Raw genomic sequence first — 600 nt, forward strand, 5'->3', positions numbered from 1 at the left:
TGGACCTCCTGGTGGCTCTTGAAGTCCAGCAGGGTCAGTCCCTCACCCAACCGGAACTCGCCCGCATCCCCGCCCTGCGTCGCACGCTGGGTGGCGCTGGAGGGTCTGGGGCCCACGAGGTCGGGTCCGTGTCCGGGTCACCAGCAATCAATGCCACGGACCACGATGACCTCATGGCCGCCATTGAGGCGGAGTACCTGCGTTTCTTCACCCCCGGTGGGAAGCCGACGGGCGGGTACCGGCAGGCCCTCCAGGAGCTCGAGGCCGCGAGATCCACGTTGGTCGACCTGGAGGAGCAGGGGCGGCAGCTGGACGCCTTCGTCGATCGTCGCGACCGTCTTGACGCCGTGGTGGACGACCTCGTTGGGAAGCTCGAGGCGGCACGCGAGGATCTCCGGGCACAGGAACAGGCCGACCATGACCTGCAGGACCGCCGCGAGGCCCTTGAGCAGCTCACACGCGGACTCGCAGAGGCGGATCTCCGGCTCGCCCGTGCCCGGGAGGCCCAGGAGACGCGTCGGGCGTTGGTGGAGGACATCGGGAAGCGAACCCTCGCCCTGGTCGAGGTCACGGAACACGTGACGTCCCTGGATGCACAGC

Annotated in this window: 1 pseudogene; it reads left to right on the plus strand. The window is 68.7% G+C overall.

The annotated features are described in order from the left end of the window. Positions 1-173: 173 nt before the first annotated feature. Positions 174-600 (plus strand): annotated as a pseudogene (locus tag FK530_RS24925) (hypothetical protein); the annotation flags it as partial.

Source organism: Tsukamurella conjunctivitidis, assembly GCF_007858475.1.
In the GTDB taxonomy this organism is placed as follows: Bacteria; Actinomycetota; Actinomycetes; order Mycobacteriales; family Mycobacteriaceae; genus Tsukamurella; species Tsukamurella conjunctivitidis.